This is a genomic window from Achromobacter sp. DMS1, from assembly GCF_001270295.1.
In genome coordinates this window covers 1-26,963 of sequence record NZ_LHSJ01000065.1, presented here as the reverse complement: position 1 = coordinate 26,963, position 26,963 = coordinate 1, and the positions used below count along the sequence as shown (strand labels likewise).

The 26,963-nt window shown below is 68.5% G+C and carries 26 protein-coding genes, 1 tRNA gene and 8 pseudogenes; 12 read left to right on the top strand and 23 right to left on the bottom strand.

Translation table 11 applies throughout. From position 1 onward, the window contains the following. Positions 1-230: 230 nt before the first annotated feature. A complete protein-coding gene (locus AD428_RS09690) occupies positions 231-1,907 on the top strand; it encodes an MFS transporter (RefSeq protein WP_152968035.1) in 1,677 nt (558 codons plus the stop codon). 454 nt (positions 1,908-2,361) lie between these two features. Here the strand turns inward: AD428_RS09690 and AD428_RS09685 are convergent, their stop codons facing one another. Continuing rightward, positions 2,362-2,580 (bottom strand): hypothetical protein, encoded by a 219-nt coding sequence (locus AD428_RS09685; RefSeq protein ID WP_053245021.1) that lies wholly within the window; start codon positions 2,578-2,580, stop codon positions 2,362-2,364. A 151-nt stretch (positions 2,581-2,731) separates the two neighbouring features. On the opposite strand from AD428_RS09685, the gene AD428_RS09680 reads away from it, so the two are divergent. Continuing rightward, positions 2,732-3,631, top strand: coding sequence for a recombination-associated protein RdgC (locus AD428_RS09680; protein ID WP_053245020.1), 900 nt, complete (start codon positions 2,732-2,734; stop codon positions 3,629-3,631). A gap of 336 nt (positions 3,632-3,967) precedes the next feature. Here AD428_RS09680 and AD428_RS24765 read toward each other — a convergent pair. The 5 genes and pseudogenes from AD428_RS24765 to AD428_RS24760 form a co-directional block, all read right to left on the bottom strand. Beyond that, positions 3,968-5,131, bottom strand: a pseudogene (locus AD428_RS24765) (diguanylate cyclase); the annotation flags it as partial. A gap of 130 nt (positions 5,132-5,261) precedes the next feature. Further along, positions 5,262-6,554 carry an aspartate carbamoyltransferase gene (locus AD428_RS09675; RefSeq protein WP_053245019.1) on the bottom strand — a complete coding sequence of 431 codons (1,293 nt, stop codon included), beginning with the start codon at positions 6,552-6,554 and terminating at the stop codon, positions 5,262-5,264. Between the two features lie 112 nt (positions 6,555-6,666). After that, positions 6,667-7,044, bottom strand: a complete 378-nt coding sequence (locus AD428_RS09670) for a hypothetical protein (protein ID WP_053245028.1) — start codon at positions 7,042-7,044, stop codon at positions 6,667-6,669. A 16-nt stretch (positions 7,045-7,060) separates the two neighbouring features. After that, the gene (locus tag AD428_RS09665) at positions 7,061-7,483 is read right to left on the bottom strand and encodes a BPTD_2524 family lipoprotein (protein ID WP_082308346.1); all 423 of its coding nucleotides are present in this window, start codon (positions 7,481-7,483) and stop codon (positions 7,061-7,063) included. A 166-nt stretch (positions 7,484-7,649) separates the two neighbouring features. Beyond that, positions 7,650-7,782, bottom strand: a pseudogene (locus AD428_RS24760) (entericidin A/B family lipoprotein). 129 nt (positions 7,783-7,911) lie between these two features. Here AD428_RS24760 and AD428_RS09660 point away from each other — a divergent pair. Both AD428_RS09660 and AD428_RS09655 read left to right on the top strand, forming a co-directional pair. Beyond that, a complete protein-coding gene (locus AD428_RS09660) occupies positions 7,912-8,271 on the top strand; it encodes a hypothetical protein (protein WP_053245017.1) in 360 nt (119 codons plus the stop codon). A 55-nt stretch (positions 8,272-8,326) separates the two neighbouring features. After that, on the top strand, positions 8,327-8,725 hold the full coding sequence (locus AD428_RS09655) for a hypothetical protein (protein ID WP_053245016.1): 399 nt from the start codon (positions 8,327-8,329) through the stop codon (positions 8,723-8,725). 10 nt (positions 8,726-8,735) lie between these two features. Here AD428_RS09655 and AD428_RS09650 read toward each other — a convergent pair. The 4 genes and pseudogenes from AD428_RS09650 to AD428_RS09635 all read right to left on the bottom strand — a co-directional run. Then, positions 8,736-9,517, bottom strand: a pseudogene (locus AD428_RS09650) (TIGR03862 family flavoprotein); the annotation flags it as partial. 70 nt (positions 9,518-9,587) lie between these two features. After that, positions 9,588-9,893 carry a hypothetical protein gene (locus tag AD428_RS09645; protein ID WP_053245015.1) on the bottom strand — a complete coding sequence of 102 codons (306 nt, stop codon included), beginning with the start codon at positions 9,891-9,893 and terminating at the stop codon, positions 9,588-9,590. A gap of 87 nt (positions 9,894-9,980) precedes the next feature. Then, on the bottom strand, positions 9,981-10,439 hold the full coding sequence (locus AD428_RS09640) for an Lrp/AsnC family transcriptional regulator (RefSeq protein WP_053245014.1): 459 nt from the start codon (positions 10,437-10,439) through the stop codon (positions 9,981-9,983). A 119-nt stretch (positions 10,440-10,558) separates the two neighbouring features. Continuing rightward, a complete protein-coding gene (locus AD428_RS09635; protein ID WP_053245013.1) occupies positions 10,559-11,167 on the bottom strand; it encodes a hypothetical protein in 609 nt (202 codons plus the stop codon). Between the two features lie 142 nt (positions 11,168-11,309). Here AD428_RS09635 and AD428_RS09630 point away from each other — a divergent pair, with 142 nt between their 5' ends. After that, positions 11,310-11,555 (top strand): hypothetical protein, encoded by a 246-nt coding sequence (locus AD428_RS09630; RefSeq protein WP_053245012.1) that lies wholly within the window; start codon positions 11,310-11,312, stop codon positions 11,553-11,555. 103 nt (positions 11,556-11,658) lie between these two features. Next, on the top strand, positions 11,659-11,880 hold the full coding sequence (locus tag AD428_RS09625; protein WP_235489616.1) for a hypothetical protein: 222 nt from the start codon (positions 11,659-11,661) through the stop codon (positions 11,878-11,880). A 12-nt stretch (positions 11,881-11,892) separates the two neighbouring features. Here the strand turns inward: AD428_RS09625 and AD428_RS09620 are convergent, their stop codons facing one another. Together AD428_RS09620 and AD428_RS09615 are read right to left on the bottom strand one after the other, a co-directional pair. Beyond that, positions 11,893-12,456 (bottom strand): DedA family protein, encoded by a 564-nt coding sequence (locus AD428_RS09620; RefSeq protein ID WP_053245010.1) that lies wholly within the window; start codon positions 12,454-12,456, stop codon positions 11,893-11,895. Continuing rightward, positions 12,453-13,888 (bottom strand): annotated as a pseudogene (locus tag AD428_RS09615) (PLP-dependent aminotransferase family protein). The gene AD428_RS09620 and the pseudogene AD428_RS09615 overlap by 4 nt, the downstream one beginning before the upstream one ends. Positions 13,889-14,147: 259 nt before the next feature. On the opposite strand from AD428_RS09615, the gene AD428_RS09610 reads away from it, so the two are divergent. The 6 genes and pseudogenes from AD428_RS09610 to AD428_RS09585 all read left to right on the top strand — a co-directional run bounded on the left by AD428_RS09610 (position 14,148) and on the right by AD428_RS09585 (position 18,287). Then, a complete protein-coding gene (locus AD428_RS09610; RefSeq protein WP_235489612.1) occupies positions 14,148-14,435 on the top strand; it encodes a hypothetical protein in 288 nt (95 codons plus the stop codon). A 20-nt stretch (positions 14,436-14,455) separates the two neighbouring features. Continuing rightward, a tRNA-Met gene (locus tag AD428_RS09605) sits at positions 14,456-14,532 on the top strand. A gap of 582 nt (positions 14,533-15,114) precedes the next feature. Beyond that, a complete protein-coding gene (locus AD428_RS09600; protein ID WP_053245008.1) occupies positions 15,115-15,459 on the top strand; it encodes a hypothetical protein in 345 nt (114 codons plus the stop codon). A 233-nt stretch (positions 15,460-15,692) separates the two neighbouring features. Beyond that, a pseudogene (locus tag AD428_RS09595) lies at positions 15,693-16,139 on the top strand (NAD(P)/FAD-dependent oxidoreductase); the annotation flags it as partial. 76 nt (positions 16,140-16,215) lie between these two features. Further along, positions 16,216-17,200, top strand: a pseudogene (gene pdxA, locus AD428_RS09590) (4-hydroxythreonine-4-phosphate dehydrogenase PdxA). A gap of 109 nt (positions 17,201-17,309) precedes the next feature. Continuing rightward, positions 17,310-18,287 carry a bile acid:sodium symporter family protein gene (locus AD428_RS09585; RefSeq protein ID WP_053245007.1) on the top strand — a complete coding sequence of 326 codons (978 nt, stop codon included), beginning with the start codon at positions 17,310-17,312 and terminating at the stop codon, positions 18,285-18,287. A 39-nt stretch (positions 18,288-18,326) separates the two neighbouring features. Here the strand turns inward: AD428_RS09585 and AD428_RS09580 are convergent, their stop codons facing one another. The 11 genes and pseudogenes from AD428_RS09580 to AD428_RS09530 form a co-directional block, all read right to left on the bottom strand. Beyond that, a complete protein-coding gene (locus AD428_RS09580; RefSeq protein ID WP_053245006.1) occupies positions 18,327-19,700 on the bottom strand; it encodes a replicative DNA helicase in 1,374 nt (457 codons plus the stop codon). Then, positions 19,697-20,534, bottom strand: a pseudogene (locus tag AD428_RS09575) (RIO1 family regulatory kinase/ATPase). Before AD428_RS09575 ends, AD428_RS09580 begins: the two are co-directional and overlap by 4 nt. 149 nt (positions 20,535-20,683) lie before the next feature. After that, the gene (rplI, locus tag AD428_RS09570) at positions 20,684-21,139 is read right to left on the bottom strand and encodes a 50S ribosomal protein L9 (protein ID WP_053245005.1); all 456 of its coding nucleotides are present in this window, start codon (positions 21,137-21,139) and stop codon (positions 20,684-20,686) included. Positions 21,140-21,153: 14 nt separating this feature from the next. Continuing rightward, positions 21,154-21,426: a 30S ribosomal protein S18 gene (gene rpsR / locus AD428_RS09565; RefSeq protein WP_006218308.1), complete on the bottom strand. Its 273-nt coding sequence runs from the start codon at positions 21,424-21,426 to the stop codon at positions 21,154-21,156. Positions 21,427-21,532: 106 nt separating this feature from the next. Beyond that, positions 21,533-21,856, bottom strand: coding sequence for a primosomal replication protein N (priB, locus tag AD428_RS09560; RefSeq protein WP_053245004.1), 324 nt, complete (start codon positions 21,854-21,856; stop codon positions 21,533-21,535). Between the two features lie 45 nt (positions 21,857-21,901). Next, positions 21,902-22,279, bottom strand: a complete 378-nt coding sequence (gene rpsF / locus AD428_RS09555) for a 30S ribosomal protein S6 (RefSeq protein ID WP_053245003.1) — start codon at positions 22,277-22,279, stop codon at positions 21,902-21,904. A gap of 267 nt (positions 22,280-22,546) precedes the next feature. Then, entirely contained in the window at positions 22,547-23,344 is a 798-nt protein-coding gene (gene folE2, locus AD428_RS09550; RefSeq protein ID WP_053245002.1) for a GTP cyclohydrolase FolE2, read from the bottom strand. 199 nt (positions 23,345-23,543) lie between these two features. After that, positions 23,544-25,406 carry a 1-deoxy-D-xylulose-5-phosphate synthase gene (gene dxs / locus AD428_RS09545; RefSeq protein WP_053245001.1) on the bottom strand — a complete coding sequence of 621 codons (1,863 nt, stop codon included), beginning with the start codon at positions 25,404-25,406 and terminating at the stop codon, positions 23,544-23,546. Positions 25,407-25,462: 56 nt separating this feature from the next. Next, positions 25,463-26,374, bottom strand: coding sequence for a polyprenyl synthetase family protein (locus tag AD428_RS09540; RefSeq protein ID WP_053245000.1), 912 nt, complete (start codon positions 26,372-26,374; stop codon positions 25,463-25,465). Positions 26,375-26,381: 7 nt separating this feature from the next. Next, the gene (locus tag AD428_RS09535; RefSeq protein WP_053244999.1) at positions 26,382-26,648 is read right to left on the bottom strand and encodes an exodeoxyribonuclease VII small subunit; all 267 of its coding nucleotides are present in this window, start codon (positions 26,646-26,648) and stop codon (positions 26,382-26,384) included. An 81-nt stretch (positions 26,649-26,729) separates the two neighbouring features. Further along, positions 26,730-26,963: pseudogene (locus tag AD428_RS09530) on the bottom strand (IclR family transcriptional regulator); the annotation flags it as partial.

Here is a 26,963-nt window from a genome sequence, read left to right as displayed (position 1 = left end):
CGCGTACGCGCCGGACCCGCCGCCCGGGCCGGCAGCCTCGCGCGGCCCTAAGGATTATCCCTAGCTTCTCCCGCTGTTATAACATTTTGTTTCAAATTTAAGATTCAGGTAAGTCTCTCGTCAGAACCTCGTCAGCCTCGTTCCCTACCTTGCCGTTAGCTCGATGTCGGTCCAGCCGGCGGAGGGTAGAGCACGGCGCACGAGCGCCGGCCATAAAACGAGGAGACATCATGAGCACAGCAACCATGACAGACCGCGGTCCATCCGCGGGTCCGCGCCCCATGACCAAGGATGAACGCCGCGTCATTTTTGCGTCGTCGCTGGGCACGGTGTTCGAGTGGTACGACTTCTACCTGTACGGCTCGCTCGCGGCCATCATCGCCCAGCACTTCTTCTCGGGCGTGAACCCCACGGCGGCCTTCATCTTCGCCCTGCTCGCCTTTGCCGCCGGCTTCGCCGTGCGCCCCTTCGGCGCACTGGTGTTCGGCCGCCTGGGCGACCTGGTCGGGCGCAAATACACGTTCCTGGTCACCATCGTCATCATGGGCCTGTCCACCTTCCTGGTGGGCGTGCTGCCCAGCTACGCCAGCATCGGCATCACCGCGCCGGCGGTGCTGATCATCCTGCGCCTGCTGCAAGGCCTGGCGCTGGGCGGCGAATACGGCGGGGCCGCCACTTACGTGGCCGAGCATGCGCCGCATGGCCGCCGCGGTTTCTATACGAGCTGGATCCAGACCACCGCGACGCTGGGCCTGTTCCTGTCGCTGCTGGTGATCCTGGGCGTGCGCTCGTTCATGGGCGAAGACGACTTCAAGGCCTGGGGCTGGCGCGTGCCGTTCCTGATCTCCGTGGTGCTGCTGGGCATCTCGGTGTGGATCCGCATGCAGCTCAACGAGTCGCCCACCTTCAAGCGCATGAAGGAAGAAGGCAAGGGCTCCAAGGCGCCCATCGCCGAGTCCTTCGGCCAGTGGCGCAACCTGAAGGTCGTGCTGCTCGCGCTGCTCGGCCTGACCGCCGGCCAGGCCGTGGTCTGGTACACCGGCCAGTTCTACGCGTTGTTCTTCCTGACGCAGACGCTGAAGATCGATGCCAACACCGCCAACATCATGATCGCGGTGGCGCTGCTGATCGGCACGCCGTTCTTCGTGATCTTCGGCGCGCTGTCCGACAAGATAGGCCGCAAGCCCATCATCATGGCGGGCTGCCTGATCGCCGCGGTGACGTACTTCCCGATTTTCCAGGGCCTGACGCACTTCGCCAACCCCGCGCTGGAAAAGGCCCAGGCCTCGGCGCCGGTCACGGTGATCGCCGATCCGGCGACCTGCTCCTTCCAGTTCAACCCGGTGGGCACGGCCTCCTTCACCAGCTCCTGCGACGTGGTCAAGTCCTTCATGGCCCGCAACTCGGTGAACTACAAGAACGAGGCCGCGCCGGCCGGCGCGATGGCCAAGGTGAAGATCGGCAATGACGAGTTCGCCTCCTTCGACGGCAAGAGCCTGCCGCCTGCCGAGTTCAAGGCCAAGGCCGCCGAGCTCGACAAGGCCCTGACGGCCGCCATCCGCAGCCACGGCTATCCGGCCAAGGCCGATCCCGCCCAGACCAACCAGGTCATGGTGGTGGTGCTGCTGACCATCCTGGTCATCTACGTGACCATGGTGTACGGCCCCATCGCCGCGATGCTCGTCGAAATGTTCCCGACCCGCATCCGCTACACCTCGATGAGCCTGCCCTATCACATCGGCAACGGCTGGTTCGGCGGCTTCCTGCCCCCGGTCGCCTTCGCCGTGGTGGCTGCCACCGGCAATATCTACGACGGCCTGTGGTATCCGATCATCATCGCGGTCATGACCCTGGTCATCGGCACGCTCTTCCTGCGCGAAACCAAGGACAACGACATCAACGCCTGACAGGCCATCCCCCGCCGGGCGGGACTGCTGCGCCCGCCCGGCCTTTCCAAAGCTCCGCGAGGAGCTTTTTTTTTTTGCCCTCCGGAGCATGGCGGCGGGCCCGGGGCAAGACGCAACGCCCGCCCCGTTTTTCATGACGCCGGATTCAGGACGATGTCAGACCCCCAGGGCTAGACTGGCAGCTCAGATTACGGCCTTGCGCCATATCGACCGGCTACTGATCCCCCTGCCGGACGATTGCAGGGCTGGTCCTCTGACACCGATACCGCGTTCCCCGCGAGCCTTTTATGACGCGGTATTGCGTGCTCCCGTAGCGGCCCGGCCCCAACAGCCGGGCCGTCTTTTTTTTTGCCGCCCGGCCGCGGCGCAAAAAAGCCTCCCTCGGGAGGCGGCGAAGCGCGGCGCACGGCCCCGGAGCCCGGAACCGACGCCAGCGGAAAACCTCCGGCCCGTTTCAGCGGCGCATGCCCAGGCCGATCACCAGCACGCCGGCCACGATGGCCGCCACGCCGGCCCAGCCCGGAATCGCCACCGATTTCTCGGTTTCGGCCGTGGCCTTCACCGAGCCGATCTGCAGCACCGTTTCCTCGGATTTGTAGTTAAAGCCCTTGTACGCCAGCGCGGCGACGCCCAGCGCGATCAGCACGGCGCCGATCAGGGTCGAGATTTTCATTGTTGGCTCCTACTCCGTGACAGGTGCGGCGGACGTTACCCTATTCGGGCCGCGCCTGTCAGTGACAGAACGTGTCGTGTCGCGCCCGCGCGCCAGGCCGCTGCGGCCCGGCGCCGCATCGTTATAGAATCTCTCCTTTTGGCCGACGCCCATGTGGTTCAAGAATCTCAAGATCTACCGCCTTTCCTCGCCGTGGACGCTTACCGGCGAGCAGCTTGAAGACACGCTTGCCCGGCACGCCTACCAGGCCGGCAACAACCTCGAAATGCAGAGCCTGGGCTGGGTGCCGCCGCGCGAAAATGGCGGCCTGGCGCACGTGGTCGGCGGCCAGATCCTGCTTACGCTGCGCGCGGAAAAGAAGCTGCTGCCCGCCACGGTGGTGAACCAGGTCGCCAAGGCCCGCGCCCAGGAAATCGAGGAGCAGCAGGGCTACAAGCCCGGCCGCAAGCAGATGAAGGAAATCAAGGAGCGCGTCACCGACGAGCTGCTGCCGCGCGCCTTCAGCGTGTATCGCGACACCCGCGTCTGGATCGATCCGCAGAATCACTGGCTGGTCATCGACGCCGCCGCCTCGGCCAAGGCCGACGAAGTGATCGGCCTGCTGGCCAAGTGCGTGGATCCGTTCCCGCTCGAGAATCTCTACGTCGCCCAGTCTCCCGCCTCGGCCATGACCGGCTGGCTGGCCGAAGACGAAGCCCCGGCCAACTTCAGCATCGACCAGGACACCGAGCTGCGCGCCTCGGGCGAAAGCCGCGCCGCGATCCGCTACGTGAAGCACACGCTGGATCCGGACGACGTGCGCCGCCACATCCAGTCAGGCAAGCAGTGCACCCGCCTGGCCATGACCTGGGCCGACCGCATCTCGTTCGTGCTGACCGAAGGGCTGGACATCAAGCGCGTGGCGCCGCTGGACGTGCTGAAGGAAGGCAACGACACGGTCACGCAGAACGACGACGAGAAGTTCGATTCCGACATGATGCTCATGACCGGCGAGCTGGCCAAGATGATGGCCGAGCTGGTCGAAGCCCTGGGCGGGGAAAAACGCGTCTGACGCCGCTCCCGGCCCGGACCGCCTGCCCGGCAAGGCCGCCCTGGTCGCGGGGCGGCCTTCCCGCGGGGCGGCCTTTCTCATGCCGCCTCGGCGCGGTTGCGGCCGGCGCGCTTGGCGCGGTAGAGCGCCCTGTCGGCGCGCTCGATAAGATAGGCGTAGTCGGGGTGGCCGTCGAACGACGCGACGCCGATGCTGGTCGTGACGCGCAGTTCGCCCGCTTCGGCAACGCGGAAGACGTGGCGGCGTATCTCGGCGCGGAGCTTTTCCGCCGCCCACCATGGCCGCCTGCGCGTCCGTGTCCACCAGCACCACCAGGAACTCCTCGCCGCCGTAGCGGAACACGAAATCGCTGGACCGGCACGACTGATGCACCACCTCGGCGAATTGCCGCAGCACCTGGTCGCCGCCCCCATGGCCGTGCGCGTCGTTGATCGCCTTGAAATGATCGACGTCCAGCAGCAGCACCGAGAACGGACGGCGCTCGCGGGTGGCGATCATGATCTCCCGCCCCATCACCGAGGGCAGGAAGCGGCGGTTGAGCACGTGGGTGAGCGGATCGCTGCCGCTTTCCAGCTCGGCCACCAAGTCGAACAGCCCGTTGAGCAGATGCTTGATGCGGCCGACCAGCTCCTGGAATTCGCGCATGTGCGCGGGCAGCGTGTCCAGCCCCTCGCGCGCGCTGCGCATGAGCTGCGGCAGCACCGCACCGTCCAGTTGCGCCACCGCGTCCGCGATCTGGCCCAGCGCCGGCGCGCCCTCGAACAGCACGGCGCCCTTGTGCTGCAGCCACAACCCGAACTCCGAGCCGGACAACCGCGGCAGCACCTGGTCCGGCTCCCGGTAGTGCAGCCCGATCAGCACGGCCTGGCTCCATTCCAGCAGGGCCGCGCGCTGGCGTTCCCGCTCGGTCGCGATATTCTGGCCCAGCGCGAACAGGCGGTAGGCCTCGTCATTGCGGGCGCCGCGGTTGACATCGCGCATGAAGGCGCGGCTCATCTGCTCCAGGGCCAGGTCGAACAGGTTGCAGACGTATTGCGTGGCGCGCGACGCGGACGCGCCATCCAGGCCGCTGTCGCGCAGCCGCGCCGCGATCTCGTTCTTGAGGATGCGGGCGCCGGCCATGACCAGATGGATGGGTATGTGCACCCGCGCATGCACTTCGCCCACTTTCTTCTGCGTGACCAGCAGGGCTTCGATGTCGCCCTGCTCGCGCACGCACAGCAGACTCTTGAGCCAGCCCTGCATGGCGCCGTGCAGCCGGGTGGCGACGATGTCGTGGGACAGGCGCGGACCGGCCTCGGGATCGGCAAGCAAGGTGGAGTAGAACGCGCTGACGAGATCGCCGGCGCTGTCGGCCACCACCGCGGCCACCTGCCCGCGCGTGCAGGCATCCACGGACTGGTAGACGGCAACCCATGCCTGCGCCCGCGAGGCGCTTTCGTAGCAGGCCGGCGCAGACGGGCGAAAAGAAGAATCGGAGCTGGAGCAGCTGGAGGACATGGAAGCGGCGCGGTCACGGCGCGCTCCACGTAGAGGCGCGCCGCATCCCGAAACTCTGAAGTTGGCCGATTATCCCTGAATTCGCGAAGCATGCGCCCGCCGCTGGGCCGGCGCATGCCGGCGGATACGCTTACTCCAGGCCGTGGAACGCCGAATCGTCCGGGCCGATGTGGGAGGGGTGGCGCCACGTGACGTCGCGCATCGAGTGCTGCACCAGTCCTTCCACGCCGAGCAGCACGGCGAAGATCGCCATGCGAATGGGAATGCCGTTGTCGGTCTGGCGGAAGATCGCCAGGCGCGGATCGTGGTTCAGGTCCACGCTCAGGTCGTTCGCGCCCGGCCGGCTGTCGCGCGGCAGCGGGTGCATGACGATGGTGTCGGGGCCGCAGTAGGCGTCGATGATGGCGCGGTTGATCTGGAAATCGGGCGTGTAGCCCTCGCTTTCCTCGTTGGCGAAGCGCTCTTTCTGCACGCGCGTCGCGTAGATCACGTCGGCGCCCGACAGGCCCTCGGCCAGCGAGCTCTTCTGCTCGATGATGTTGCCGTTGCGGCTGGCCTGCTCGATGATGTAGGCGGGCATTTCCAGGCCCTTGGGCGACACCAGCGTGAACTTCACGTTCTTGTAGAGCGCCAGCAGCTTGATGAGCGAATGCACGGTGCGGCCGTACTTGAGGTCGCCCACCATGGCGATGTGCGCACCGTCGAGCAGCTTGCCCAGGCGCGAGAACTCGGTGAGGATGGTGTACAGGTCCAGCAGGGCCTGGCTGGGGTGCTCGCCGGGACCGTCGCCGCCATTGACCACGGGGATGTTGGTCGCGCGCGCGAATTCCGCCACCGAGCCCTGCTCGGGATGGCGGATCACCATGGCGTCCACGTAGCCGCTCATGACGCGGCTGGTGTCATAGATGGACTCGCCCTTGGCCATGGACGAGAAGGTGAAGCCCGTGGTGTCGCAGACCGAACCGCCCAGCCGGCAGAAGGCCGCGCCGAAACTCACGCGGGTGCGGGTGCTGGCCTCGAAGAACAGGTTGCCGAGCACCGCGCCTTCGAGCACGCGCGAGACTTTCTGGCGGCGGGCGATGGGCTGCATCATGTCGGCGACGCGGAACAGGTCCTCGACCGATTCGCGGGTGAACTGGTCCACCGAGAGGAGCTGCGGCTTGCCCTCGACCGAGATGCGGTCGCGCAACGGGCCTTCCTTGACGCTCTGCGTGTACTTCTCCAGCAGCACCCCGTTCTGCACGATTTCGCTCACGAAGCGCTGCACCACTTCGGGCATGGCCCGGAACTCCTGCGACCCCTCGGGCAGCAGCCAGGTATCCAGGGCCCGGCGCTTCACGCCGATGCGGGAGGCGAACACGTCGCGGGTGAGATTCAGGCGGCGCATCGCGTCGCGCAGGAAGGCTTGCTGGGAGATGGTCATGGCGGACCCCGAAAGGAGTAGTTTATATACGCACTGCGCATATTATTCCCAACGCAAGTGCAAGTCCAACACTTTTGCGTACAGGGGTTTACCCCCGATTCGTATTCCCGGCTTAGGACAGCGCGATCGCGCTCATCTGGGGGCCGTCCACCGCCGCCGCGCTGGCCGCCAGCCAGCATCCCGCGGCGAAACCGCCCGCCGAAGCCAGGAGGCACAGCATGGCCATGAGATGCGCGGGCCAGTGGCGGCGCGAGATGGCGTCTCCCGTGCGCGACATCACCAGCCCGGCCACGGCGCCGAAGACCAGGCCCATGCAGGCAGCGGCCAGGCCCGCGAGGCACATGATCACCGGCAGCAGCAGGTCGGGCGCGGCCACGTCGCCGCCCACGATGCCCAGCGAGAAGCTCACCAGCAACAGGGCCGCGCCGGCATTCAGCCAGGCCGCCATGCGCAGCCCGCTGCCCAGGAGCAGCAGCGGCGCGTCGCTCATGCGCTGCGGCCGCACGTCAGGACCCGCGGCAGACCGGCGTCGCGGTCTGGATGGAACGGCGCGCGGCTTCGATCTCGGCCGCGTCCCACCGCCCTTCGTTCAGCACGGTGACCGTCACCTTGGACGTCGCCGGGCCGTCGGCTTCGGTCGCGATCAGTTCCAGCACCTTGGCCGGCTCGCCCACCTTGTAGACCTGTATCTCGTTGGGCGCGCCTTCCTTGCCCTCGCTGTGGCGCCAGGCGTAAGCCGCCCCGTAGGGATGCTGCACGTTCTGGTGGCAGGCGCGCACGTACTCGCCCGCCCGGCGGAACGCGGCCTCGTAGTTGGTGGCCACATTGAAGGATTGTTTCAACACCGAATCGGATTCGTAGACCCCGGTGCTGGCGCAGCCGGCCAGCAGCACCGCCGCCGCCATGCCCGCCCATACAGACTTGCGCATCATTTACCCGCATCGAACATTCGAAACCCCGGCATTATGCCAGCCAGAGCAGCGGAGGAAGGAAAGCGATCCCGGCCCGCGGCGGCCCGGAACAAAAAGGCCATGCGCGGAATGCGGCCGCATTCCGCGCATGGCCTTGCAAAGACGCCTGAGCCAAAGCGCGACGCTATTTGGTCGCGGCGCCCTCGATCTTTTCACCGCCCCGCTGGATGTCCTTGCCGGCGCCGCGCCACCGTGTTGCACCCCGCCGAAAGCGCGGCAATCGAAAGCAGCATGACGAGAAAGACTTTGTTCTTCATGACCATCTCCTTTCAGGGCTGGGAAACCAGGGCCAGCATAACGCAAAGCAGGCGCCCGCGTAACACCGCCGCGGCGCCTCCGTCTTTCCGGCTGTCGCGTATTTGGCGGCAATGCTTTAGCATGCGCAAATGACCAAGAAACCCGCTATGACAGCCGGCGCCGCCGCGCCCGCGCCCTGGGGCTGGGAACAGCCGCAGTGCCGCGGCCGCAACGCGCTCGCGCTGTTCGTCGACGACCTGCACCGCATCCTGGAATCGCACGCCGCCGGCCGCCTGGCCAACGCCGGCTCGCTGGACCAGGCGCAGCGCCAGGTGGACGAACTGCTGGCGCGCTACAACGGCATCGGCGCGGCGCCGGAAGCCTTCCAGGGAGCGTCCATCGAACTCCGGGAAGCCGTGGACCGCAGCGGCGCGTCGCACACCGTGCCCATTTTTTCGCCCCGGTTGAAAAAATCGCTGATGTCCATGCTGGGCCCCAAAAGCAACTGATCCGGCGCGCGCGCCAGGATCCGAATCGGGCGGCCACCAAAGGAGGAATCGCCGTATGAACACAGACAACGTCGTGGAGTTTCTGCGCCTGCTGTCGCTGGATGTGACGCTGGGCGCCGCCGCCCAGCACGCGGCCAGCCAGCCCGACGCGCCGTCCGCCCTCGCCCGTCTGGCGACGGAGCACGGCCTGCCGTGCAGCGCTTCGGACTGGTCCCTGTTCGCACGTAGCTGTCTGTCGCCCGCGGGGCGCGCCGACGAGCTGGCCGAAGCGCCCATCTGGCAATTGGTGGAAGATCCCGCGCACGGCACGGACGTCCCCGCCAGCGCCGTCACCCGCGTCATCGGCATCGTCACGCAGCCCGAAGGCGGCGCGCCCGTGGTCGGGCACGTGGTGAACGACCTGGCTCCGCGCGCGCCGCGGCCCGCCGCGCCCCTGCTGCAATCGCGCTCCTGAAGCCGGGCCTTCAGGGCCGGCCGCCCAGGTAGGCCAGCACGCCGCGCGCCGCGGCGCGGCCGCTGGCCAGGCAGGCGGTAAGCAGATAGCCGCCGGTGGGCGCCTCCCAATCCAACATTTCGCCCGCGCAGAATACGCCCGGGGCCTGGCGCAGCATCTGCCCCTCGTCCAGCGCCTCGAACCTCACGCCCCCCGCCGTGCTGATGGCCTCGTCCATGGGCCGGGGCCGCAGCAGGCGCAAGGGCAGCGCCTTGATGCGCAGCGCCAGCCACGCCGGATCGCGGAAGTCCTCCGCCGGGACGCACTCGCGCAACAGCCCCGCCTTCACCCCCGCGATGCCGAGACGGCTCTGCAAATGGCTGGACATGGAGCGCGCGCCGCGCGGATGCGTCAACGCCGCGGTCACCCTTTCCTGGCTCCAATCGGGAGCCAGGTCCAGCCATGCGATGGCGCTGCCCCGCGCCTCGATCTCGTCGCGCAGCGCCGCGGCGCACGTATAGACCAGGCTGCCTTCCACCCCCGCTTCGGTCACGACGAATTCGCCCTGGCGGGCCGGGCCGGAACCGCAGGCCAGCGCCACGGTCTTCACCGGCTGGCCCGCATGCCGCTGGCGGAAATGCGCCGACCAGTCCGCGTCGAAGCCGCAATTGGCAGCCCGCAGCGGCGCGACGTCGATGCCCCTGTCCCGCAGCTCAGGCACCCAGGCCCCCGTCCGACCCCAGGCGCGCCCAGCTTCCGCCGCCCAGCGCCAGCACTACCGCGTCGGCCTGCACGGCGCGCTCGCCCTGCGGGNGCCCGCGGCCGGAAAAACCCGGCGCGCCATCGCGCCGGGCGGACAGGGCTATGCTACACCGCGCGGCGGTCAGGATGCCGGCTGCTTGGGCGGCTGCACCGCTTCGCACTGGAACGTGACGGTGGCGCGCTTGGGTGTGAGGCCGGTGGCGTGATTGGAGGTGATCTCGGGCTTGACCAGCTTGCGGCCGTCTTCCTGGCAGTACTGCTCGGCGCGTTTCAGGGCCTGGTTCTTGAGTTCGACCCAGGTCATCCACTCCGCGCCCGAGCTGTGCGTGACCTGATAACGGTCCTTGTTCACGGCGGTGACGCTGCTCATGCTGGCGCAGCCGGCCAGCGCGAAGACGACGAAAACGGGGGCGAGTCGGGCGATCATGGGAAATCCAGAAACGTTCACGGGCAGAATTACAACACGCTGCCGGCCCGCCGCAAAACGCCGGATCCCAAGCCGCGTCGGCGCCCCCTAAGCGGCGTTCACGGCGCCGCGGCGATCGATCTTGCGGCTCAGCACGATGGAGGTCTGCGTCTGCTTGACGCCGTCGATCAGGCCGATGCGGTCCAGCAGCGCATCCAGCTGTTCGTGCGTCTCGCAGCGCAGGAAGATCAGGTAGTCGTATGGGCCGCTCACCGACGACACTTCTTCCACCTCGGGCATCTTCTCCAGCTCCCGGATGACCGCCGCGGGCATCTTGGGCAGCACGCTGATGAAACAGTACGCGCGGACGGCCGCGTCCTCGAGGCGGCGGCCCAGGCGCACGCCATAGCCCGCCACCACGTGCTCGCGCTCCAGCCGGGCGATGCGCGCCACCACCGTGCTGCGCGCCAGTCCCAGCTTGCGCGCCAGGATGGCCGCCGGCTCGCGGGCATTGGCCTGCAGCAGGCTCAGGAGCTTGCGGTCGATGGCGTCCAGTCTTTCGTTCATGGGCGATATGGGCCTGTCCGTGCCGATGGCCGAAGGTACAGGCCGCGCCCGCCCGCGTCAATGCGCGCCGCCCCTTCGAGGAGGCTCGCGCGGCGGGCAGCGGGCAAGGGGCAGGGCCCCTACCCGTCGGATTCCGGCGGGATGCCGCCCCGGTAGATGCGGCCGTCGAATTCGAAGCGCGTGATGGTCTTGAAGGCCGCGTCGAAGACCCGGTCCCGGCTGGCTTCGTCCAGCCCGGGCGCGTCGGCCAGCACGAAGCGGCAGAGGTCGATGTCGCTGTCGTAGAAGGCGCTGTGCACGTGCCGGTCCACCCCGAATTCGTGCGCCCAGTGGGCGAACTCGCGCAATTGCTCCATTTCGTGGAACGCGCCGTTGCGGCTGACCAGCAGGATGCCGAACTGGCGGTCTTCGTCGGGCGTGGGGGCGGGAGCCGGCGCGTCGGCGGCGGCCTGGCCGGGGTCGTCATAGTCGAAGCGGGCGCCGATGTCGCGCATGGCCTGCAGCACGCGCTGCCATTGGGTTTCGTCGAGCGAAAGCCGCGCGGCCAGATAGAAGAGGCGCTGGCGCCCCAGCGCGCGCGGTTCGGGGCCGCCCGTGTAGCTGGGCCAGGGCGTGGCCTCGTCGAGGCCGGCCAGCTCGCCCATGCGCGCATCGCTGTAGCCCAGGCGCGCCTGCAGGCTTTGCAGCGCGCGGGCGTCGGGCGGAACATAATTGCGGAGGGTTTTCATGGACGCTCTCCGGTGGGTGGCGGCAATCCGGCGGCGCCGTTTCCGCGCACGGCGATTCCATGCTAGCGCGCCCGGCGGACCCTGCCAACCCGGAAATGCGCCATGCTAGGATGCGCGGCGACGAGATTGCCAGGAGGCTCTTATGGATACCCAGGAACAGATTGCCGTTATCGTGCACACCATTTCTCACCAGGGCGGACGCATCGATGCGCTTAACGCGGTCTTGTCGTCCATGCTGCGCGTGGCCCGCAACTCGCCGGGCCTGCGCGAGGCCATCGAGGCCCAGCTCGAGCAGAACTACTCCGACCTGCTTGCCCGTTCGGAAAACCCGCAGTACGTGGCGGGCTTCGAAAGCGTGCGCGATCTCGTGCTGGCCGCGCTCAAATAAGGCGCCGGGCGCGAAGCGCCACGGGGCGCGCGTTGCGCGTTAATATGCGCCCCCTATGCGGAATCAGTATCGATCGGAAAGGGGCGTCGGGCCGGGGCGGCGCGTGTCGGAAGCGGCGAAGCTGGCGTCGTTCGATCCGGGCAAGCTGACGCCGGAGGCGCGCGAAAGCTGGGATCGCCTGGGCCACGGGTTCAAGGCCTGGCACGATTTCGACCAGCGCCATCCGGTCTTGCGCCGGCTGGCTTTTCTGCCCCTGCTGGGGCGCTGGTACCGCAATGCCCGGCGCCGCCACGTGCTGCGGGCCAGCGGCAGGCTGGTGGTCTGACCCGCCGGTTCCTCAGCGGCGGCGCCGCGCAAACAGCCAGTATCCGAGCCAGATCGCCCCGCCCAGCCCGGCGGCCACGGCGAGCTTGGTTTCCACGCCGTGCAGGCGGCCGAGCAGGGTTTCTATGGTCTGTCCGAAGGCGTAGCCCAGCAGGCTGAAGCACACGGCCCAGATCGCGGCGGCCAGCGCATTGAGCGCCAGGTAGCGCCCGGCCGGCACCCGCGAGACTCCCAGCGCGATCGGTCCCACGGTGCGCAGCCCATACAGGAACCGCAGCGACAGGATGAAGCCGTGCGGATAGCGGTCGATCAGCGCGAGCGCGCGTCCGAAAGCCGGTTTTTCGCGGGCGCGCCGCACGTAGCGGTGGTTCCGCCAGCGGCGGCCCAGGTGAAAGAGCGCCTGGTCGGCCAGGAAAGAACCGGCGAACGCACACAGCATCACATAGGGCAGGCGCAGCAGGCCCTGGTGCGCCAGGAAGCCCGAGAAGACCACCACGCTTTCGCCTTCGAGCAGGGTGCCGCCGAAGACGGCCCAGAGACCGTAGGCATCGATGAACCGGTCAAGCGGGGCGTTCATGGCCGGCCTTCCACGATGCGGCCGAGCGTCTTCAGGGCGAGCGCGGCCTCGGGGGTGTGGCGTTCGCCGCAGCTGATGCGCAGGAAGTGGTCGTAGCGCGGGCCGTTGGAGAACATGGCCCCCGGCGCGACCCGGATGCCCTGGCGCAACGCGGCTTCGAACACGTCGGCGCCGTCGCGGCCGTGAGGCAGCTCGACCCACAGCAGCATGCCGCCGCGCGGCAGACTCAGGCGCGTGCCGGCGGGGAAATGCGCCGCGATGGCCTCGGCGGTCTGTTCGCGCTGCGCCTTCAGCGTCCGGCGCAGGCGAGCCAGGTGCCGGTCGTAGGCGCGCGTGCCCATGAAGTCGGCCACGGCGATCTGCGCCAGAGGCTCGTTGGGCCGGCTCTGCGCGAACTTCAGCATGGCGATGCGCGCCTTCCAGCGCCCGCCCAGCAGCCAGCCCAGCCGCATGCCGGGCGCCAGCGTCTTGTGCATGGAGGCGCAGTAGATGACGTTGCCCGTGCGGTCCCAGGATTTGGCCGCCGCCAGCGGCACATCGTCGTCGGTCAGCGCGCCGTAGGTGTCGTCCTCGATGAGAGGCACCTGCTGCCGCTCGCACAGCGCCACCAGCCGGGCCTTTTCGGCGTCCGGCATGACGCAACCCAGCGGATTCTGGAAGTTGGGCACCGTGACCACGGCGCGGATGTTGCCGTGCGTCTGGAAAGCCAGGTCCAGCGCCTCGATGGACAGGCCGTGCTGGGGGCTGGTGGGAATTTCCAGGGCGCGCATGCCCAGGCTTTCCAGGATCTGCAGCAGGCCGAAGTAGGTGGGCGACTCGACCGCGATGGTGTCTCCCGGCCGGGCCACGGCGCGCAGCGCCAGGTTCAGCGCCTCGATACAGCCGTGAGTGACGATGACGTCGTCCGGCACCGCGTTGATGCCGTTTTCCAGTGCGCGCCGCGCCAGGACGCGCGCAGCGCCGGGTGGCCCTGGGCCGGCACGCGGCTCACGAGCACTTCGGGCTCCCGGCGCAGCGCGCGGCTCATGGCCTGCCGCAGCGCCTCGGCCGGATAGGCGTCGGGCGTGGCCGCGGCCAGCGCGAAATTCGCGCTGACCGGATGCGCTTCGCACTTGGCCACGAAATCCGACACGCGGTCATGGATGCCCACGTACTGGGCGGCGCCCAGCGTCTGGCGGATGTCGGGTTCGGGCACCGGCGGCATGCTGCGCTTGCGCGCCGGCAGCACGAAATAACCGGAGCGGGGCCGGGCTTCGATCAGCCCGTCGTCTTCGAGCTGGCGGCAGGCCTGCAGCGCCGTCGACAGGCTGACCCGATGGGTGCGCACCAGCGCCCGCACCGAAGGCATGCGCTGCTGGGGCGCGAGTACGCCGCTCTGGATGGCGCGACGGTAGTGATTGGCCAGGCGTAGGTAGAGCGGTTGCGGGTCCATGTGTCGATCATGCGTTCCTGGGGGAAGAGGGGCCAGACACAGTTCGGCGGAAAGTACACCATAACAGGATATGCGGATAGTGCCTGATACGGTACAGAAACCGGGATTGTGTGGCTGTTGCGCATGACAGCAAGTGCGTAGCCTGGAGTCCTGAACCAAGGAGCAGGCCATGCCGACCATATCCCGGGCCGCCGCTGGGCGGCCTTTCGAAATCCCGCGGGGCGCCAGCCTGCAACTCCTGCTGGGGCCGGGCGCCTGCGTGATCTGCCTGGAGGGCAGCGTAGACGTCTCGGAGCCCGCGCACGCGCGCGAATCGCCCGCGTATCCCGGATATGCCTGGGCCGTACGCCTGAACGCCGGCGAATCCCACGTGCTGGCATATGGCGGCCTGGCCGCCGTAACCGCGCTGACGCGGGCCGAACTGGTCTGCGTCGTGCCCGGCGCGCCGCTGGTCCGCCTCGGCGTCCGGCTACGCGATTTCCTGCGCCGCCGTGCGGCGCAGGCATGGCGCGAACGGTTCGGTGCAATGCACAAGATTTCAAAATGATGTATGATTCACACATCAGACGCGGGGTGGAGCAGTCTGGCAGCTCGTCGGGCTCATAACCCGAAGGTCGTAGGTTCAAATCCTGCCCCCGCAACCATCTTCCAGGCGCCGTGTCCACGGCGCCTTCTTCTCTTCCCAAAGCACCACGCCGGTTTGCGCATCGCCGGCGTCGGCCGGATTCTCCCCAATGGCATCCGGCCATCGCCGGCCATTCCCAGCATTGCCTCATAGCCGCTGCGCCTTCGGCGTTCCGGGGGCGCCACGCCGTGCGATATCGCGCGGCGGGGTTGCCGGCTACTCTATCGCGGACATGGCCAGCGGCCGGCACGGCAAGCGTCCTGCCGGGGCTATGGTGCCTCGTCGCGGGCTGCGACGCCCATCGGGGCAATGTCACCGAATTGCTGAAGAACGTGACCATGGCGGGGGCTTCTTCGCCCTGGCCGCGGCCGGCGCGGGCTCGATCCCGCTGTTCGGCGGCGCCCCGGACGGCCTGTTCTCCTGCCTGCCCCGGATTGGCGCGCCCGGGATCCCGCGACGCCCGCGGGCCCGGCCCCGGCATCTCTTCATGGCCGCTCCGGCGGAGTCTTCCGGCGGGCCGGCGGGGATCGCTGATCCGCTGCGCCTGCGCTACCATGAGGCTCGGCCCGCGGCTCGCGCTGGCCGTCTGAGAGGAGAGTCCATGGGTACCGCGAAATACGATCATCCCGGCTACGTCGCCGATACCGGCGCGCAGGGCCGCTACCACGTGGCGCTCTGGTGCCCCCATGGCTATCCGGCCCATGTCCATATCGGCCGCCCGGCCGAGCACGGCGATCCGCACGCGCTGCTGCGCCTGCGCGTGCCCGACGGCGTGTTCCAGTCCCTGGCCGACGACCCCGAAACGCTGTGCCGGCGCGCGCTGGGCCAGGCGCTGCAGGGCGGGCTGCTGGGCTCCGTCGCCGTGGATGGCGCTTACCAGGAATTGCGCCTGCAGCTCGATGCCGAGCCCTGGCAGGGCCCGATGCAGGCGGCCGACCGGCGTTGACCCGGTTGCCCACAGCAGCTGTGGACAAACCTTGGGACAGCCGTTGCGCATACTCAAAACCCTGTTTTGAAACAATGACTTGTGGGCGCTGCTCAGGGATTGCCCAGGGGGCGCCGCGCGGCCTGTGAGACAATGCGGCCCCGCCGGCCCGTGCCCGCGGACGGCCGCCTTCGTTTCTTATCGAGTCTACGCTCCATGCCTTCTTTCGTCGTCCCGCCGCCGGCGGGCCACCCATGAGCCCGGCCGGCCGCCGCGTGGCGGTCGTGGGGGCGGGCCCCCGCCGGCCTGATGGCCGCGCAAACCCTGCTGGAACAGGGCTTGCGGGTCGAGGTCTACGACGCCATGCCGTCGGCGGGGCGCAAATTTCTCCTGGCCGGGCGGGGAGGCCTGAACCTGACGCACAGCGAGCCGGCCGCGCCCTTTCTCTCGCGGTACGGAAACCGCGCGCCCCGGATCGCGCCCTGGCTCGAAGCCTTCGGCGCGGCCGACGTGCGCGCGTGGTCCCACGGCCTGGGCATCGACACTTTCGTGGGTTCGTCCGGCCGCGTGTTTCCGCGCGAAATGAAAGCGGCTCCGCTGCTGCGGGCATGGCTGGCGCGCCTGCGTGCAAGCGGGGCGGTGTTCCACATGAGGCATCGCTGGCTGGGCTGGCGCGCGGCCGCCGGGCCGGCCGGACTGCGNGGCTTCACTCCCGAGATGGTGGCGGCGGCCGGCGGCGCGGCGCGGCGGGCTTTCTCTCTGTAGCCGTCCCGTATCGTGACCTCTTCCCTGCCTGTGGGCATCACCATGGGCGATGCCGCCGGCATCGGCCCCGAAATCGTCGTCAAGGCCTACGCCCAGGGCCTGCAAGCCCCGTGCGTAGTGTATGGAGACGCGGGCGCGCTGCGCCGCGCCGCCGAAACCCTGGGCGCACGGCTGGAAATCGCCGAAATCGCCAACGTGGGCCAGGCCCGCTGCCGGGCCGGCAGCCTCGAGGTGATCGCCTGCGGGCCGGCGCTGCCGGCGACCTGCCCATGGGAAGAATCAGCGCGGCCGCGGGCCGGGGCGCCTACGACTACGTCTGCGCCGCCATCGACGACGCCGCCGCGGGGCGGATCCGGGCCATCGTGACCGCGCCGCTCAACAAGAAATCCATGCACGAGGCGGGCGTCGACTACCCCGGGCACACCGAAATCCTGGCCGACCGCACCGGCACACGCGATTTCGCGATGATGCTGGCCAACGACGAGCTGCGCGTGCTGCTGGTGACCATCCACGTGGCGCTGGCCGACGTCATGGCGCGCATCACCCCCGAGGCCGAACTGACGGCCATGCGCCTGGCCGACCGCGCCTGTCGGCAGATGGGCATCGTGCGGCCGCGCGTGGCGGTGGCGGGCCTGAATCCGCATGCGGGCGAAGGCGGCAAGTTCGGCCGCGAAGACATGGACATCATCGCCCCGGCCGTCGCGCGCGCGCGCGCGCAGAGGGGCTGGACGCCAGCGGCCCGTGGCCGGGCGACACGGTGTTCATGCGCGCCCGCCGCGGCGAATTCGACATCGTGGTTGCGCAGTACCACGACCAGGGCCTCATCCCGGTCAAGTACCTGGGCCTGGACCACGGCGTGAACGTCACCGTCGGCCTGCCCTTCGTGCGCACCAGCGTGGACCACGGCACCGCCTTCGACATCGCGGGCAAGAGCGTGGCCGACCCGGCCTCGCTCATCGCCGCCTTCGATCTCGCGCTGGCCATGACGCCCGCCTAGAGCCGGGGGACAAGGCGGGGCGGGCCCGGAGCCGCAGCGACTACAATACGCCCCGGTTTCCGGCGCGCCGTGCCGCGGCGCGCCTTTTCATTTCGCCCTTCTCCTGTCCATGCAACGCCTCGCCCGCCTCCTGCCCGACCGCTTCACGCTCTATCTCGTCTGCACCGTCATCATCGCCAGCATCCTGCCCGCCCACGGACAGGGCGTGCGGGTGTTCAGCTGGATCACCAACGTCGCGGTGGGGCTGCTGTTCTTCCTGCACGGCGCGCGCCTGTCGCGCGAGGCCGTTATCGCGGGTCTGACGCACTGGCGGCTGCACCTGACGATTTTCTCGGCCACCTTTCTCATGTTCCCGGCGCTGGGGCTGGCGCTCAAGCCGGTGCTCGAACCGCTGGTCACGCCCGGGCTGTACCTGGGCGTCCTGTTCCTGTGCTGCCTGCCGGCGACGGTGCAATCGGCGATCGCCTTCACGTCGATGGCGCGCGGCAACGTCCCGGCGGCGGTGTGCAGCGCCTCGGCGTCGAGCCTGCTCGGCATTTTCGTCACGCCGCTGCTGGTGGGCACGGTGGTGGCCAATGCCGGCAGCGCGCCGATTTCCTTCGACGCGGTGGGCAAGATCATGCTGCAGCTGCTGCTGCCCTTCGTGCTGGGCCAGTTCATGCGCCGCTGGATCGGCGCCTGGGTGCACCGGCGCAAGGCCATGCTCAAGATCGTCGACCAGGGCTCCATCCTGCTGGTGGTGTACACGGCATTCTCGGAAGCCATCAACGAAGGCTTGTGGCACAACACGCCGATTCCCGCCCTGGCCGGCCTGGTGGCCTGCTGCATCGTGATCCTCGCCCTGGCGCTGGGACTGTCGGCGCTGGCGGGCAAGGTACTGGGGTTCAACGTGGAAGACCGCATCACCCTGCTCTTCTGCGGTTCCAAGAAGAGCCTGGCCAGCGGCATACCCATGGCGCAGGTGCTGTTCGCGGGCCATGCGGTGGGCGCCATCGTGCTGCCGCTGATGCTGTTCCACCAGATCCAGCTCATGGTCTGCGGCGTGCTGGCCGGGCGCTTCGCGCAGCGCCCGGAGCACGCGCACTGACGCGGCGCGCGCGGCCCCGCCCGGGGCCGCCCGGCGGGCTCAGTACTGCGGCGCGGCGGTGAAGTTCAGGAAGCGGGTGCTGGAGCCCTGGAAGGTCAGGCGCACCGTGCCGATGGGGCCGTTGCGCTGCTTGCCGATGATGATCTCGGCGGTGCCCTTGTCCGGCGAATCGGGGTTGTACACCTCGTCGCGGTAGATGAACAGGATCACGTCGGCATCCTGCTCGATGGCGCCCGATTCGCGCAGGTCGCTCATCACGGGCCGCTTGTTGGGGCGCTGTTCCAGGCTGCGGTTGAGCTGCGAAAGCGCGATCAGAGGGCAGTTCAGTTCCTTGGCGAGACCCTTGAGCGAGCGGCTGATCTCCGACACTTCGGTGGCGCGGTTCTCGCCCGAACCGTTGCCCGACATGAGCTGCAGGTAGTCGATGATGATGAGCCCGAGCTGGCCGCACTGGCGCGCCAGGCGCCGGGCGCGGGCGCGCACTTCCATGGGGCTGAGCGCGGGCGTTTCGTCGATGTAGACCTGCGCGTCCTGCATGAGCTGCACGGCGTGCGTCACGCGCGGCCAGTCTTCGGCGATCAGCTTGCCGGTGCGCATGCGGTGCTGGTCGAGCAGGCCGACCGAACCCAGCATGCGCATGGCGAGTTGCACCGCCCCCATTTCCATGGAAAAAACCGCCACGGGCAGGCCCTGCTCGATGGCCACGTGCTCGCCGATGTTCATGGAGAACGAGGTCTTGCCCATGGAGGGACGGCCCGCCACGATGATGAGGTCGCCGCCCTGCAGGCCCGAGGTCATCTTGTCGAGGTCGGTGAAGCCCGTGGGCACGCCGGTCACGTCGGAATTGCCTTCGCGGTGGTAAAGCTCGTCGATGCGCTCCACCACCTGGGTGAGCAGGGGCTGGATCTCCTGGAAGCCGGCCGAGCCGCGCGCGCCCTCCTGGGCGATCTGGAACACCTTGGATTCGGCTTCGTCCAGCAGCTGGCGGGCTTCCTTGCCCTGCGGATTCATGGCCGCGGCGGAGATCTCGTCGGCGATGGACACCAGCTTGCGCAGCATGGCGCGCTCGCGCACGATCTCGCCATAGCGGCGGATGTTGGCGGCCGAGGGCGTGTTGTGCGCCAGCGCATTCAGATAGGCCAGGCCGCCGGCCTCTTCGGCCTTGCCGGCGCTGACCAGCGATTCATTGACGGTAATGACGTCGGCGGGCCGCGCCAGCCCGATCAGGCGGGCGATGTGGTGCCAGATCAGGCGGTGGTCGTGCCGGTAGAAGTCTTCTTCGACCAGCACGTCGGCGATACGGTCCCAGGCGGCGTTGTCGAGCAGCAGTCCACCGAGGACCGACTGTTCCGCTTCGATCGAATGAGGAGGAACGCGCAGGTATTCGAGCTGGGGATCGGCAGGAGTGGTCATGGCTTCGTCAATAAGGGCCGCAGGATGTCCGCGAGCCGGAAAAAACCCTGGATATCGCGAGAACGCACGCGGCCCACGACGGGCCGCAGCGCCGACGCCGCGACAGCGACCAGGCGCGCCATGCGTCTGAGACGGCTGCGCAACGCCGGATCGGGATTGTGTTCGAAATAGACTTCAAGCGCCAGTTTACCCAGGGCGCGCGCGCTGTCGTCGGGCAGGGCCCGCAGGGACGCCAGCGAGGCCAGCAGCTGGAACAGGTCGTATGCCTGGGCCAGCGGCCGCGACAGCGCCGATCCGATGTTTTCCTCGAAATCGATGCGCCACAGCTCGCCGTCGCGCAGGGTGACGTTGCGGATCTGCGCGCCGCCGTGCCACAGCCCGCGCAGGTGGAAGGCGGCGAGGTCGGCGGCCGCCGCGCGGGCCAGGGCCTCGCGCTCGGCCTCCTCGCCGTTGCGGATGAGATCGGCCAGGTCGTCGCCCACGAATTCGAGCACCAGCAGGTTGCGCTGCTGCCACCACACTTCCGGGACGCGGCAGCCGGCCTCCAGCAGCCGGGCCAGCCGCTTCGGCCTCGTGCGCCAGGCCGTTGCGCAGCAGCACGCCCGGGCGCGGGAATTCGCCCAGCGCGAGCTTGCAGCCCACGCCCAGCGCCAGCGCGCGCAGGTAGCGCAGCACATAGCCCGCGCCGCGCGCCAGGCTGGGGCGGCGGCGTTTGACGATGCACCGCACGCCGTCGATCTTCACATCCCGCACCGAAGGCTCACGCGCGGAATCCTGCTGGTCGAGCCAGGCTCGCAATCCTGGCGGCGCGTTGCGATGTGCGGGCGGGGTCAAGAAGTTCCTCTGTGTGCGTAACGGCGTTTGAAAGAAATCCGCAAAGACTATTACCGTCCCGCGAAAAACGCAAAGCGCGCGCCCGGGCGATCCGCCGGGCAAAGAAAAAAAGCCGGCGCGAGGCCGGCTTCTTCAGCGTGAAGCGCCGATCAGGCCAGGTCGCCTTCGACCACGACGGTGATGTCGGAAACGACGTCAGCGTGCAGGGCGACTTGGACCGGGTACTCGCCGATGGCCTTGAGGTGGCCGGCCGGCAGGCGGACCTGGGCCTTCTCGACGGTTTCGAAACCGGCCTTGCGCAGGGCTTCGGCGATGTCGGCATTGGTGACCGAGCCGAACAGGCGGCCGTCCACGCCTGCCTTCTGGACGATCTTGACCTGCTGGCCGTTCAGGCGCTCGCCCACCGCTTGGGCGGCGGCCAGCTTCTCGGCCTGGATCTTTTCCAGTTCGGCGCGGCGGGCTTCGAATTCCTTCAGGGCGGCGTCGGTCGCGCGACGGGCCTTTTTCTGGGGAATCAGGAAGTTGCGGGCATAGCCATCGCGCACGCGCACGACTTCGCCCAGGTTGCCCAGGTTGACGACTTTTTCGAGCAGAATAACTTGCATTTCAGTGCCCCGGATCAGTTGTGGTTATCGGTGTAAGGCAACAGGGCCAGGAAGCGCGCGCGCTTGATGGCGGTGTCCAGCTGGCGCTGGTAGATAGCCTTGGTGCCGGTCAGGCGAGCCGGGATGATCTTGCCGTTTTCTTGCACGAAGTCGCGCAGGGTGTCCAGATCCTTGTAGTCGATCTCTTCGACGCCGGCGGCGGTGAAGCGGCAGAACTTGCGGCGCTTGAAGAGCGGGTTCTGCTGCGTGAATTTGCGTTTTTCCTTGCGTTTTCCGAAGAAAGCCATGATATGTGCCTCTTTGTTTGAGAGGAGCCGTTCTACCCTTTGCAGGGGCCAGACTCCGTAACCTATCCGTTTTCAGAAGGCGCCTTCGCGCCCGTGCCTGTTCCGTTCATGCCACCAGCGGGTCGCCGCCTGCGCTGCCTCCGGTCTTGCGCACCCGCTGCATGTGCAGCTTGAGCTTGACCGAGTCCTTGCGGACGGGAGCCAGAAAGCCTTCGACCTGCAGCTCGGTGCCCAGCGCCGTGTTGGCCAGCATCCGCGCCAAATCGCCCAGGGCCACTGCGCCTATGGTCAGCTCGACGCGGCGCGGCAGGCCCGCCTCGACGATTTCCGACTCATGCGCCAGCACCATTTCGAGGGCCGGCAGGCCGGCCGGCGTATGGCGCAAAGGCTCGCATTCGAGGACGCGGGCGCTGAGCTCCAGCTTGTTCATCGTGCCTGGCGCCGGAGACGTGACGGAACGGGCTCTTGCGAGCGCTTACTCGGCGGCCTGGGCCGTGGCGGCTTCCGCCGAAGCCTTGCGGGCTTCTTCACGCTCGACCGACTTCATCATGATCGAGGGAGCGGTGGGCGCCTTCTTGGTCTTGATGACCAGGTGGCGCAGCACGGCGTCGTTGTAGCGGAACGAATGCTCGAGCTCATCGAGGGTGGCCTGGCCGCACTCGATGTTCATGCACACGTAGTGCGCCTTGACGAGCTTCTGGATCGGGTAGGCCAGTTGACGGCGGCCCCAGTCTTCCAGGCGGTGCACCGAGCCGCCCTGGCCGGTGACGAGCGCCTGGTAACGCTCGACCATGGCGGGCACTTGCTCGCTCTGGTCGGGGTGAACGATAAACACTACTTCGTAGTGACGCATGCGTAAAACTCCTTGTGGATGTCTTGCAGGCCGCACGCGCCGCCCGGACATCCGGACCCGACATGCGCCGCAAGGGGCAGCCCGTCGCTCGAAAAAGACGGCCCGATTCCGTAGATGGATGGGCGCAATTCTCGGGCGATCGAGCAAGAAAGCTCTCGATTATCGCCGAACGCGCGCTTGGGCGCAAGTCGCCGCCCTCCCCGATGAAATGGGGACGTGGCGCCTGGCTCCCGGAGCCAGGCCGCGCGGGGATGCGCCCTGCCCCGCCTAGCCTTCGACGACGGCGTAGGCCGAGTGGTTGTGGATGGACTCGAAATTCTCGGCCTCGACGCGGTAGCGCGCCACGCCGGGATGCGCGTTCAGGCGGGCCGCGACGTCGCGCACCAGGTCTTCGACGAACTTGGGGTTGTCGTAGGCGCGCTCGGTGACGAACTTCTCGTCGGGCCGCTTGAGCAGGCCCCAGAGCTCGCAGGAGCCCTCGTCCTCGATGAGGCGGATGAGGCTGTCCATGCCGACCTCGTCGCCCAGCACCGCCGACACCGTGACGTGCGAGCGCTGGTTGTGCGCGCCGTACTCGGAAATGGCCTTGGAACACGGGCAGAGGCTGGTGACGGGCACCTGCACCACCATTTCGAACTCCACGTGCCCGGCCTGGGCGCGGGCGATCCATTGCACTTCGTAGTCCATCAGGCTCTGCACGCCGGAAATCGGCGCGGACTTGTTGATGAAGTACGGGAAGGCGGCGGTGATGTCGCCGCGCTCGGCGTGCAGCAGCGGCAGCATGTCGGCGGCCATGGCGCGGAACAGCGCCGGCGTCATGGGCGTACTGCGGTATTTTTCGAGCAGCGCCACGAAACGCGACATGTGGGTGCCCTTTTCTTCGGGGGGCAGCGCCACGGTGAGGGTCCAGTTGGCCACCGTGGCCTGCGCCGCGCCATCGGCGGCCTCGACCAGCATGGGGTGGCGCACGCCACGGATGCCCACGCGCTGGATCGGGATGTGCCGCGTGTCCGCCGAGCTCTGGACGTCGGGCATCACGATGGCGGGATCGATCGGAGAATTCATTTCGGCTTACCTGTCTCGGCGCGGCGGCGGGAGGATGCGCCCCGCGCCAGCCCAGTTGACACAATATGGAAGGGCGTCATTATCGCCCATCCTGCTTTTTCCGCCCGGGAAAACCCTTTCATCCGTAGGCCAGCCCGGGAGAACAGAGCGTTTCACGGACGTTGCCAATGCGTGCCAATGCCGCCCGGCCCCGCCGGCATCAGCCCAGCAGCGCGCCGTAGCGGGCGCGTATGGACTTCTCGATGCCGGCCGCGTCCAGGCCCAGCCCCGCCAGCAGCGCCGACTGCTCGCCGTGGTCGATGAACTCGTCCGGATAGCCCAGTTGCAGCACGGGAACCTGCACGCCGGCCGCGCTCAGGACTTCGAGCACGGCGCTGCCCGCCCCGCCCATGATGGCGGCGTCTTCCAGGGTGACCAGGGCGTCGTGGCGGCCGGCAAGGTCCAGGATGAGTTCGCGGTCGATGGGCTTGACGAAACGCATGTCGGCCACCGTGGCGCCCAGCGCCTCGGCGGCCTGCAGGGCGGGCTGCAGCAGCGTGCCGAAGGCCAGCACGGCGATTTTCGCACCTTCGCGGCGCACCACTCCCCGGCCCAGCGGCGCCGTCTCCAGGCCGTCCGACTCCGGCGCGCCGCGGCCCGCGCCGCGCGGATAGCGCACCGATGCCGGGCCGGGATGCTCGTAACAGGTGGAAAGCAGCAGGCGGGTTTCGTTCTCGTCGGAAGGCGTGGCCACCACCATGTTGGGCACGCAGCGCAGGAAGGCGATGTCGTAGTTGCCCGCGTGCGTGGCGCCGTCGGCGCCCACGATGCCGGCGCGGTCCAGGGCGAAGGTCACGTCGAGGTTCTGCAGCGCCACGTCGTGAATGAACTGGTCGTAGCCGCGCTGCAGGAAGGTGGAATAGATGGCCACCACCGGCTTCTGCGCCTCGCAGGCCAGCCCGGCGGCGAAGGTGACGGCGTGCTGCTCGGCGATGCCCACGTCGAAGTAGCGCATCGGAAACCGCTGCTCGAACTCGACCAGGCCGCTGCCCTCGCGCATGGCGGGCGTGATGGCCACCAGGCGCGGGTCTTTCTCGGCCATGTCGCACACCCACTTGCCGAAGACCTGCGTGAAGGTGCGCTTGCCCGGCACCTTGGCCTGCTGGATGCCCACGGCGGGATCGAACTTGCCCGGGCCGTGATAGAGCACGGGGTCGGCCTCGGCCAGCTTGTAGCCCTGCCCCTTGCGCGTCACCACGTGCAGAAACTGCAGCCCTTGCAGGGCCTTGAGGTTCTGCAGCGTGGGCACCAGCGCGTCGAGATCGTGGCCGTCGATGGGACCCACGTAGTTGAAGCCGAATTCCTCGAACAGCGTGGCCGGCGTGACCATGCCCTTGGCGTGCTCCTCGAAGCGGCGGGCCAGCTCCAGCACGGGCGGCACGTGCTGCAGCACGGCGCGGCCCACGTTCTTGGCGGCCGCGTAAAAGCGCCCGGACATGAGCCGCGCGAGATAGCGGTTGAGCGCGCCCACCGGCGGCGAGATCGACATGTCGTTGTCGTTCAGGATCACCAGCAGGTTGATGCCCGGCGTGACGCCCGCGTTGTTCATGGCCTCGAACGCCATGCCGGCCGACATGGCGCCGTCGCCGATGACGGCAATGTGCTGGCGCTGCACGCCGGCATTGCGCGAGGCCACGGCCATGCCCAGCGCCGCCGAGATCGAGGTGGACGAATGCGCCGTGCCGAAGGCGTCGTACTCGGACTCGCTGCGCTTGGGAAAGCCCGAGATGCCGCCCTGCTGGCGCAGCCGGGCCATGCCGGCGCGGCGGCCGGTGAGGATCTTGTGCGGATAGGACTGGTGGCCCACGTCCCAGACCAGCCGGTCGTGCGGCGTGTCGAAAACGTGGTGCAGCGCCAGCGTGAGCTCCACCGTACCCAGGTTGGACGACAGATGCCCGCCGGTCCTGGACACGGACTCCAGCACGAAGCCGCGCAGCTCGTCGGCGAGTTTCTTCAGCTCGCGACGGTCCAGTCCCTTGAGGTCGGCCGGGGATTGAATGCGGTCCAGTAGGTCTGTCGTCATGCTAACTATGGTTTTCGTTGGCCCGTCGCCGCCGCGGCGGCCGGGCGGGTCGCGGTTCAGCGGTCCCGCAGAACAATGAAATCGGCAAGCTGCGCGAGCCTCGAGCCGGCCTCGCCCAGCGGCTCCAGCGCGGCCAGCGCCGCGCCACGCAGCTCCTGGGCGAAGGCGCGCGCCTCGTCCAGGCCCAGCAGGGAAACATAGGTGGGCTTGTTGCCGGCGGCATCCTTGCCGGGCGTCTTGCCCAGGCTGGCGCTGTCGGCCGTGACGTCGAGAATATCGTCCACCACCTGGAACGCCAGCCCGATGGCCTGCGCGTAGGCGTCCAGCGCCTGGCGCGCCGCCGAGCTCGCGCCCGCCACGATGCCGCCCAGCGCCACGCTGCAGGCCAGCATGGCGCCGGTCTTCATGCTGTGCATGGTCTGCAGCTCGTCGCGCGACAGGCTGCGGCCCACGCTGCAGAGGTCGATGGCCTGGCCGCCCGCCATGCCCAGGCTGCCCGAGGCGCGGGCCAGCGCCTGCGTGGCCTGGACGATGAGCGCCGGCGCGATCGGCATGGACGCCAGCCATTCGAACGCGAGGGGCTGCAGGGCGTCGCCCGCCAGCATGGCGGTAGCTTCGTCGAACTGCACATGCACCGTGGGACGGCCGCGCCGCAGCACGTCGTCGTCCATGCACGGCAAGTCGTCGTGCACCAGCGAATAGGCGTGTATCAGTTCCACCGCCGCGGCGGCGCGGTCCAGCGAGGCCTCGATGGCCAGCACGCTGCCGCTGACGGGGCAGGCCTGCCCCGCGGCGTACACCAGCGCGGCCCGCACGCGCTTGCCGGGACCGAGCACGGCATAGCGCATGGCCTCGTGCAGGCGGACGGGAGGCGCGTCGGCGGCCGGCATGAGCTCGTCCAGCACGTCTTCGACGTGCCGGGCGCGCGCGTGCAGCCACTCGGGGAAAGCGAGTTGAATTTGCTTCATCCGGTTGTTATTCGTCATCCAGCGCCGACGGGTCGAGCGGGCGCAGCAAATCGCCTTCCAGCACCTTCACCTGCTGCTCGGCCTGCGCCAGGCGCTCCTGGCAGATACGGGTCAGCTCCACGCCGCGCCGGTAGGCGGCCAGCGACTGCTCCAGCGGCAGCGAGCCGTCTTCCATGGCCGCCACCAGCGCTTCGAGCTCGGCCAGCGCCGTTTCGAAATCCTGGGGCAAGGGGCGGTCGCCGTGCTGCGTGTCGGCTTGCGGGGATTGGGCCAAGCGGATCTCCAGGAGCTAGAGGGTGGATCAATCCGTGAATTGTACGAGATCGGCAACCCGGCCCGCGATGCGCCTTGCGCATTATGCGCGGCGGGCATCCAGGCGGGCCACGGCCTCGCGCAGCGACCGCGCCACGCGCGAACGCAGCTCGGCCTCGGGCAACAGGCTCTCGGGGCCGCCGCAGCTCATCACGAACACGCCCTCTCCCGTCAGGGACACGAACGGGACGGCTGCCGCATTGATGCCCGGCTGCCACTGGCCGATGGCGAAGCAGCAGCCCTGGGCGGCCAGCTCGGCGCGGGCGCGCTCCATGGC